The sequence below is a fragment of the Oscillibacter sp. CAG:155 genome (genome assembly GCA_000436875.1).
Classification (GTDB): Bacteria; Bacillota; Clostridia; order Oscillospirales; family Oscillospiraceae; genus Oscillibacter.
The window spans coordinates 1-8,067 of sequence record FR890950.1; the positions used below are offsets into that span (position 1 = coordinate 1).

10 protein-coding genes and 1 pseudogene are annotated in these 8,067 nt (G+C 58.1%); 6 read left to right on the forward strand and 5 right to left on the reverse strand.

Annotation, left to right across the window (positions count from 1 at the left end):
* On the reverse strand, positions 1-226 hold a 226-nt coding region (locus tag QZL67_RS09390), incomplete at its 3' end, for a hypothetical protein (RefSeq protein ID WP_292920225.1).
* A 3-nt stretch (positions 227-229) separates the two neighbouring features.
* On the reverse strand, positions 230-613 hold the full coding sequence (locus tag QZL67_RS09395) for a hypothetical protein (RefSeq protein ID WP_022290466.1): 384 nt from the start codon (positions 611-613) through the stop codon (positions 230-232).
* 115 nt (positions 614-728) lie between these two features.
* Between QZL67_RS09395 and QZL67_RS09400 the strand changes: the two genes are divergently transcribed.
* The 4 genes from QZL67_RS09400 (at position 729) to QZL67_RS09415 (ending at position 2,649) form a co-directional block, all read left to right on the forward strand.
* On the forward strand, positions 729-971 hold the full coding sequence (locus tag QZL67_RS09400) for a helix-turn-helix domain-containing protein (protein ID WP_022290467.1): 243 nt from the start codon (positions 729-731) through the stop codon (positions 969-971).
* A gap of 105 nt (positions 972-1,076) precedes the next feature.
* Positions 1,077-1,199 (forward strand): hypothetical protein, encoded by a 123-nt coding sequence (locus QZL67_RS09405; protein WP_022290468.1) that lies wholly within the window; start codon positions 1,077-1,079, stop codon positions 1,197-1,199.
* 155 nt (positions 1,200-1,354) lie between these two features.
* On the forward strand, positions 1,355-1,546 hold the full coding sequence (locus tag QZL67_RS09410; protein ID WP_022290469.1) for a ribbon-helix-helix protein, CopG family: 192 nt from the start codon (positions 1,355-1,357) through the stop codon (positions 1,544-1,546).
* A 53-nt stretch (positions 1,547-1,599) separates the two neighbouring features.
* Entirely contained in the window at positions 1,600-2,649 is a 1,050-nt protein-coding gene (locus QZL67_RS09415; protein WP_022290470.1) for an IS30 family transposase, read from the forward strand.
* A gap of 89 nt (positions 2,650-2,738) precedes the next feature.
* Here the strand turns inward: QZL67_RS09415 and QZL67_RS09420 are convergent, their stop codons facing one another.
* Both QZL67_RS09420 and fba read right to left on the reverse strand, forming a co-directional pair.
* Positions 2,739-4,199, reverse strand: coding sequence for an aminoacyl-histidine dipeptidase (locus QZL67_RS09420; protein WP_022290471.1), 1,461 nt, complete (start codon positions 4,197-4,199; stop codon positions 2,739-2,741).
* Between the two features lie 209 nt (positions 4,200-4,408).
* The gene (gene fba, locus QZL67_RS09425) at positions 4,409-5,377 is read right to left on the reverse strand and encodes a class II fructose-1,6-bisphosphate aldolase (protein WP_022290472.1); all 969 of its coding nucleotides are present in this window, start codon (positions 5,375-5,377) and stop codon (positions 4,409-4,411) included.
* 202 nt (positions 5,378-5,579) lie between these two features.
* Between fba and QZL67_RS09430 the strand changes: the two genes are divergently transcribed.
* Positions 5,580-6,818 (forward strand): 6-phosphofructokinase, encoded by a 1,239-nt coding sequence (locus QZL67_RS09430; protein WP_022290473.1) that lies wholly within the window; start codon positions 5,580-5,582, stop codon positions 6,816-6,818.
* 75 nt (positions 6,819-6,893) lie between these two features.
* Here QZL67_RS09430 and QZL67_RS09435 read toward each other — a convergent pair whose 3' ends face one another.
* Entirely contained in the window at positions 6,894-7,664 is a 771-nt protein-coding gene (locus QZL67_RS09435; RefSeq protein ID WP_022290474.1) for a type III pantothenate kinase, read from the reverse strand.
* Positions 7,665-7,882: 218 nt separating this feature from the next.
* Here QZL67_RS09435 and QZL67_RS09440 point away from each other — a divergent pair.
* Positions 7,883-8,067: pseudogene (locus tag QZL67_RS09440) on the forward strand (cysteine methyltransferase); the annotation flags it as partial.

Below are 8,067 nucleotides of genomic sequence, written 5' to 3' on the forward strand. Positions count from 1 at the left end.
GCTTTTTTGTTCCGATTGCCGCATACTTGAACATGAGATAAAGGCCGTAGAACAGGCCGTAAAGCATCCATCCGCAAGCCAACACGGAATACCAACAGAAATAGAAACAGCCGACGAGCACCAAAACGAATAGGAAGTACCAACAATTACGCCGAGTAAGCCGGAGGCCGACTCCGAGCCGGAAACCGCTCATTGACTTTAGGCGCTTCGAGAAGCTGACAAACATAGCTCACCGCCTCCCGCTTTTCGCTTTCAGATACGGCACGAGCCCCCATGCGACCAGCGCGCCGCCGATAACGAGCCCGCACACGAAAGAGGAGATATTCCCTTGTACGGCGAGCGAGACGGCGGCGAACAGGAACAGAACACCGACGACAATCTTTACGAGCATAGCGGCCTTTGACTGCCGCATACCTGTAACGCGCTCGCGCTCGTCTGCCTCTGCCTTGCGCTCCTCCGCCTTGCGAGCTTTTTCTCTATCCGCCTGCTCGGACTTCTGTTTATCTACACAACGCTTGCAGACATAGCGGCGGGACTCGGGATAATAAGCGCCTCCCTCGTTCGCGTCGAACTGCCTCCCGCACTTCACGCAAGTAACAATATGCTTTTTCATGGTATGAGTAACTCCCTCCTATTTTTTCGGTCTGCTGACCTTTAACACAATTATGCGTTGCGTATGTGCTAAAGTCAAGAAAAATGCAGAACATTAACACACGGGAGGCGAGAGCTTGCGGATATATGATTTTGAGGGAAAGAAGAATATAAGCGGCGAGCGCATCCGCGAGGCACGGCTAAAGCTCCGGCTCTCACAAAGCGACCTCGCGGCGCGGGTGCAGGTCGAGGGCGTAACAATGGAGCGGGACTCGATAAGCCGTATCGAAATCGGAACGCGGTTTATCCCTGATTATGAGATACCCGTCTTTGCCCGCGTCCTCGGCGTGTCCGCCCTTTGGCTCCTCGGAATAGAGTAAATCCCCGGCTCCGTGCCGGGGATATTTTTTGCACTTTTTTCTAAATAACGCTTGACATACTGCAAGCAGTATGATATTATAATAGACAGAAAGGAGGTAAACGCATTGAGCAAGCGAAAAAAGAAACGCGGCAACAAGGCAGAGCCGGACAGCTACTTAAACCTTGTTACCGCAATCCTAAATCTCGTGATTGCTATTCTACTGCTGATAGAAAAGCTCACCGAGTAAAGGGCAGGGGGAGAAATCCCCCTTGCCCTCCAAGGATAACACGAAATGCGCTCAATGTCAAACGACCATGACAACGGTTATCTATGTTTTGTGCGGGGTAAGCATTACCCTATCCGCAATCTCTATTTTCATCAACGCCAAAAGGAGGCGGCAGAATGGCAGAGGAAAAAAGAAAGACTAAGACCTCGACGGCGGTAAAGACTCGATATAATGAAAAGGTCTACGACGTTATTTCGGCGCGAGTCCCGAAAGAGCTCGCGGCGGCTTTCCGCGAGAAATGCACAGCCGAGGGCATACCGCAAGCACAGATTATCAAAAAGGCGATAGAGGACTTTCTATCGCGGTAACGAGAGGGCGGGACTTTCCCGCCCTTTTTTCATATCTCGAGGGAGGGCGCGCTATGGGAGAGCGGACGTATAAACAACTTAATTGGACGAGCCGTATCAAGCTCGAGACGATGCTCAAGCATGGACACTCGAAAAAAGAAATCGCCGAGGAGCTGGGCGTACATATCAGCACCGTTTACCGCGAGCTCAAGCGCGGGACGTATGAGCATCTAAACTCCGATTACACGACCGAGGAACGGTATAGCCCGGAAAAGGCCGAGGCGCGCTATCAAGAGGGGCTCGCCGCGAAAGGTGCTCCGCTCAAGATTGGGAAAAATCACGCCGCCGCGCAGTTTATCGAGGACAAAATCGGAAATGAGGACTATTCCCCGGCGGCGGTGTGCGCTCTACTCAAGCAGGAAAAATATAAACACTTCGGAATAACCTTTTGCCGTGCGACGATTTACAAGTACGTCGAGGACGGCGTTTTCCTCACGCTCACAAATCAAGACCTCCCGGAAAAGGGCGACCGCAAAAAGAAGCATAGAACAATCCGCAAGAAACAGGCTCGGGCATCCAGCGGCACGAGTATAGAGCAGAGGCCGGAGTATATCAACGAGCGGCAGGAGCCGGGACATTGGGAAATGGATACCGTCGTCGGGAAGAAACGGACGAAAGCCCGCCTCCTCGTCCTCTCCGAGCGCGTTACGCGGCGGGAAATCATTATCCGCATTAAGGACGGGCGCGCCGAGACGGTCGTCGCGGCATTAGACCGCCTCGAGCGCCTTTACGGTGCGGCGTTCTATCGGATATTCAAAACGATAACCGTAGACAATGGCTCCGAGTTCGCGGATGCTGACGGCATCGAGCGGAGCGCCCGGCGCAAGGATGCAAAGCGGACGACGGTCTATTACTGTCATGCGTATAGCTCTTGTGAGCGCGGCACGAACGAGAATATTAACCGCATGATACGGCGGCAATTCCCGAAAGGGACGGACTTCGACAAGGTGACGGCGGCGGAAGTGAAGCGCGTCGAGACGTGGCTCAACAACTACCCGCGAGAAATACTCGGCTTTATGTCCTCGGCGCAAGCGTTCGAGCTCGCCTTTGACCGCGCCGCATGAGCCCTCAAAAATTTATTCTATCTTTTTCGCACAAAATACTTGACATTTGCGAATTTGGGGATATTTTGTGCGAAAGCTAGAAAAGCAGCTTAGTTTTCTGCCAGTCTGGCCAGTACATCCGTCAGCAGCTGATAGAATCTGGAGAACGAGTCCAGCGGCAGATACTCGTCGGGGGTGTGGCAGCCCCGGATGGTGGGGCCCACGGCGATGGCGTCCAGTCCCGGCAGGGCCTGGGAGAAGAGGCCGCACTCCAGACCGGCGTGAATGGCCTCGATGGAGAGCTCCTTGCCGAAGAGGGTGCGGTAGCTCTCGCAGAATACGTCCCGGATGGGAGAGTGCTCCGTGAAGGCCCAGCCGGGATAGCGTCCGGTGATCTCCGGGGTGAAGCCGAAGGTCTCACCCAGCAGTGCCAGAGCATCCAGCGTCTCCTCCTGCAAAGACTCTACACTGCTGCGGGGGGCGAACACCAGCTCCAGGCGCTCCCCTGCGGAGCGGACGATGCCCAGGTTCAAAGAGGTCACCACAAAGTTGCCCTCCTTGGGATTACGATGGCGCACGCCGTTGGGGGCAAGACAGGCGGCGTTCACCAGGGCGCAGCCAGCCTGGGCGGTGAGGACGGAACAGGTGGTCTCCTCCCCCGCCGCGCTGACGAAGGCAAAGGCGGGCTCGGTGGGGAGAATCTCCTCCGCCAGGGCCTTCCCCATGGCCTGAGCCTGTTCCTGGGCCTGCCGGAGTGCCTCCTTGGTGAGATAGAGGACGGAGGCGGTGCACTCCCGGGGAATGGCGTTATCCTTGCTGCCGCCGTCGAAGGAGAGGATGCGGCAGTCCACGCCTGCTGTCAGGTGCCGCAGCACCCGGCCCATGAGCTTGATGGCGTTGACGCGCTCTTTGTCGATGTCGCTGCCGGAGTGGCCGCCCAGAAGACCGCTGATGCCAAGAGACAGCGGGAAACCGTGAGATTCCTCCCGCTCTGCGGGGCGCACCAGTGCGTAGCGCATGCCGCCGGCGCAGCTGACAGTGGCCACCCCCTCTTCCTCGGAGTCCAGGTTGATCATGGTGCGGGCGTCCAGGAGAGAGTAGTCCAGGGCCTTGGCGCCTACCAGACCCACCTCTTCACTGACGGTGAACACGCACTCCAGCGGCGGATGCCGGAGGGTGTCGCTGTCCAGAATGGCCATCATCAACGCCACCGCCGCGCCGTTGTCGCCGCCCAGGGTGGTGCCGTTGGCCCGGAGAACGCCGTCCTCCACGACGAGATCCAGGCCCTCTGTCTCAAAATCGTGGTCCACGCCGGCTCGCTTTTCGCAGACCATGTCCAGATGCCCCTGCATCATGACCGGGGCCTTGTCCTCCGCGCCGGGAGAGGCGGGCTTTTTGATGATGACGTTGTGGGCCGCGTCCTGGTGGACCCACAGTCCCCGCTCCCGGGCGAACGCCGCCAGATGGTCGCTGACGGCCGCCTCGTTGCCGGACCCCCGGGGGATGGCGCTGATGTCCTCAAAGAACCGGAACAGCGCCTCCGGCTGGAGGCCCTTGATCTTGTACTGCATTGGAAACACTCCTTTGTGATGATATTGACAAAAAGAGTATATCACATCCACACTAAAAAGACAAATGTCCGGGGAAATTTACGTTCACAGACGGACACCGCCCTTCCCTGCCGGTACCGCTGCCCAAAGCGGCAGGGAACAAAAAAGGGAGACGCGTGATGCGTCTCCCTTTCCAACCGGACAGCCGGCTGACGAAAATCAAATATGGATCAGGCCTTGCCGTTGCAGCCCAGCACGTCGATGAGCTTATGACGGACCAGTTCCTTGATGGCAGCACGGGCGGGCTTGAGATACTCGCGGGGATCGAACTTGTCGGGATGCTCCGCCATGAACTGACGGATGGTGCCGGTCATGGCCAGACGCAGGTCGGAGTCGATGTTGATCTTGCACACGGCGCTCTTGGCAGCCTTGCGCAGCTGATCCTCGGGGATACCCACAGCATCGGGCATACGGCCGCCGTTGGCGTTGATCATCCGCACGAATTCCTGAGGCACGGAAGAAGAGCCGTGGAGCACGATGGGGAATCCGGGCAGGCGCTTGACCACCTCGTCCAGGATGTCGAAGCGCAGCGGGGGCGGAACCAGCTCGCCCTTTTCATTGCGGGTGCACTGGGCGGCAGTGAACTTGTAGGCGCCGTGGCTGGTGCCGATGGCGATGGCCAGGGAGTCGCAGCCGGTCTTGGTGACGAACTCCTCCACCTCGTCGGGATGGGTGTAGTGGGACTCCTCGGCGGAGACCTTCACATCGTCCTCAATGCCGGCCAGAGCGCCCAGCTCGGCCTCTACCACCACGCCGTGGTCATGGGCATACTCCACGACCTGCTTGGTGATCTCGATGTTCTCCGCGAAGGGCTTGCTGGAGGCATCGATCATGACAGAGGTAAAGCCGCCGTCAATGCAGGACTTGCAGGTCTCGAAGTCGGGGCCGTGGTCCAGGTGCAGAGCGATGGGAATCTCGGGGCATTCGATCACAGCGGCTTCCACCAGCTTCACCAGATAGGTGTGGTTGGCATAGGCGCGGGCGCCCTTGGAAACCTGCAGAATCAGCGGAGCCTTCTCCTCCCGGGCAGCCTCGGTGATGCCCTGGACGATTTCCATGTTGTTGACGTTGAACGCGCCGATGGCGTATCCGCCGTCATAGGCCTTTTTGAACATCTCGGTAGTGGTAACCAGTGCCATAAGATCAACTCCTAATCCTTTGATCCGTCCCGCCCGCAAGACCGTAAAGTTGTTGTTAACCAATTGTCAAATTTTCACGATACCCATAGGCGAAAACGTTTATCCTCTATGATAATATCACAATAATTTTAAAATGCAAGTATTTACAATTGATTTTGCCGATGATATAGTAAGAATACAGATTTTTGAGGAGGCTTTCACCATGAGTGCATTGAAAGGCGCATGCATCTTCGGCCAGTCCGGCGGCCCCACTTCCGTCATCAACGCCAGTGCTTACGGAGTGATCCACACGGCGCTGCAAAATCCCAACATCACGCGGGTTCTGGGCGCGGAGCACGGCATCAAGGGCGTGCTGAACGACCGTCTCTTTGATATGGGTCAGGAGGACCCCAAGGAGCTGGAGCTTTTGAAGTATACTCCTTCTTCCGCCCTGGGTTCCTGCCGTTATAAGATGAAGGACCCGGATGTGGACGACACCGATTACAAGCGGATTCTGGAGATCTTCAAGAAGTATGACGTCCGTTACTTCTTCTATAACGGCGGCAACGACTCCATGGATACCTGCAACAAGATCAGCAAGTACATGCAGAAGGTGGGCTATGAGTGCTGCGTGATGGGCGTGCCCAAGACCATCGACAACGACCTCTTCGGTACGGACCACTGCCCCGGCTTCGCCTCTGCGGCCAAGTACATCGCCACCTCCTGCATGGAGGTCTATCAGGATGCCCGGGTGTATGACACCGGTATGGTCTGCATCATTGAGATCATGGGTCGCCACGCCGGCTGGCTGGCTGGTGCCGCCGGTCTTGCCACTGCTTACGGCGCGGGCCCCGACCTCATCTACCTGCCCGAGGTGGACTTTGATATGGACCAGTTCCTGGCGGATGTGGAGCGGATCTACAAGGAGAAGGGCAACTGTATGGTAGCCGTGTCCGAGGGCATCCACTATGCCGACGGTACCTTCGTCTCCGAGGCCAAGACCTCCGCTACCGACGGTTTCGGCCATGCCCAGCTGGGCGGCCTTGCGTCCCTGCTGGCCAACGTGGTCAAGGAGCGCACCGGCGCCAAGGTCCGGGGCATCGAGCTGAGCTTGCTGCAGCGCTGCGGCGCGCACCTGGCCTCCGAGACCGATATCGAGGAGAGCTACATGTCCGGCAAGGCCGCCGTAGAGAACGCCGTGGCCGGCATTACCGACAAGATGGTGGGCTTTGAGCGCAGCTATGAGGGCGGCAAGTACGTCTGCAAGACCAAGCTGCTGCCCCTGACCGAGGTGGCCAACACCGAGAAGAAGGTTCCTCTGGAGTGGATCAACGCTGCTCACAACGGTGTGGAGAAGCCCTTCATCGACTATGTGCTGCCCCTGATCCAGGGCGAGCCCAACCTGCCCAAGGTGGACTCCCTGCCCCGCTTTGCCAAGCTTAAGAAGGTCCTGGCGAAGTAAAGTTCTCCCGCAAGATACAAGACAGCCGGAGCGGAAAACCGCTCCGGCTGTTTTTTCTGCCGCGGGCTGCTGCAGTCACTTGTTTTTCTGGTAAATGGCCCAGAGACCGTCCATCAGCAGATACTTGTCGTAGACGATCTTGTTGCGGCAGTATTTGACGATCACCGGGGCGTTTCCGCCGGTGGCCACCACGCTGATCTCCTTCCCGCCGAACTGCTCCCGGATGCGGTCGATGATGCCGTCCAGCATACCGGCGGTGCCGTAGACGATGCCGGAGCGCATGCAGTCCTCGGTGGTCTTTCCGATGAGGGTCTTGGGATGCTGAAGGGAGATGGCCGGCAGCTGGGCCGTCCGATGACTCAGGGCATCCAGGGACACGTTGACGCCCGGCAGCAGCATGCCGCCTTCGTAGTTGCGGCCCTCCGAGATGACGCCTACGGTAATGGCGGTGCCCATGTCGATGGGGATGATGGGCGGATGGAATTTTTCCAGCGCCGCCACGGCGTCCGCCACGATGTCCGCGCCCACCTGGCTCTGGACCGCCAGGCGAATGTTCAGCCCGGTCTTGACGCCGGGCCCCACCACCATGGGGGGCTTTCCCAGCAGGCGGGTCAGGGCTTTTTCCATCATGAAGTTCAGCGGCGGCACCACACTGCACAAAATAGCGCCGGTAACGTCGGAGAAGCGATAGCGGTAAAGGGTGAAGAGATTCATCAGGTCAATGGAGATCTGATCGGCGGTCTTGCGGCTGTCGGTGTCCAGCGACGCCAGAAAGCACAGCGTCTTGTCCCGGTCGAAAAGCCCCACGGAAGTGTTGGAGTTGCCAACATCAATGGCAAGCAGCATAGGAAAATTCCCCTTTCAGCGGATTGTCTTACTGTTCCATGGTATCACGCTCCGTCGCCGCTTGCAAGGGGCGGAATCATATCCCAGTCCATGGTTGCAGCGGGATGGGATGGTATGGTAGAATAAGGTCGGCTTTTGCAGTATGTGCCGGGCGCGGCAGAATTTTACGACTCGGCGGGCCCGTTTCAGGGGCCGCACCGGCGGAAAGGAGCACACGGATGTACGTATGGACCACCTATGATTCCCCGCTGGGAACACTGACCCTGGCCGGCAGCCAGGAGGCACTGACGGGTCTCTGGCTGCCGGGGCAGAAATACTTTGCCTCCACCCTGCCGCCGGATGCCGGCCGACAGGATGACCTGCCTGTGTTCCGCCAGGCGGCATCCTGGCTGGACGCCTATTT

Coding starts and splice junctions, on each gene's coding strand:
- fba (WP_022290472.1), bottom strand. CDS start 5,377: ATGGCACTGGTTACCACTACCGAGATGTTCAAAAAGGCCTATGACGGC.
- QZL67_RS09395 (WP_022290466.1), bottom strand. CDS start 613: ATGAAAAAGCATATTGTTACTTGCGTGAAGTGCGGGAGGCAGTTCGAC.
- QZL67_RS09415 (WP_022290470.1), top strand. CDS start 1,600: ATGGGAGAGCGGACGTATAAACAACTTAATTGGACGAGCCGTATCAAG.
- QZL67_RS09430 (WP_022290473.1), top strand. CDS start 5,580: ATGAGTGCATTGAAAGGCGCATGCATCTTCGGCCAGTCCGGCGGCCCC.
- QZL67_RS09435 (WP_022290474.1), bottom strand. CDS start 7,664: ATGCTGCTTGCCATTGATGTTGGCAACTCCAACACTTCCGTGGGGCTT.
- QZL67_RS09410 (WP_022290469.1), top strand. CDS start 1,355: ATGGCAGAGGAAAAAAGAAAGACTAAGACCTCGACGGCGGTAAAGACT.
- QZL67_RS09420 (WP_022290471.1), bottom strand. CDS start 4,199: ATGCAGTACAAGATCAAGGGCCTCCAGCCGGAGGCGCTGTTCCGGTTC.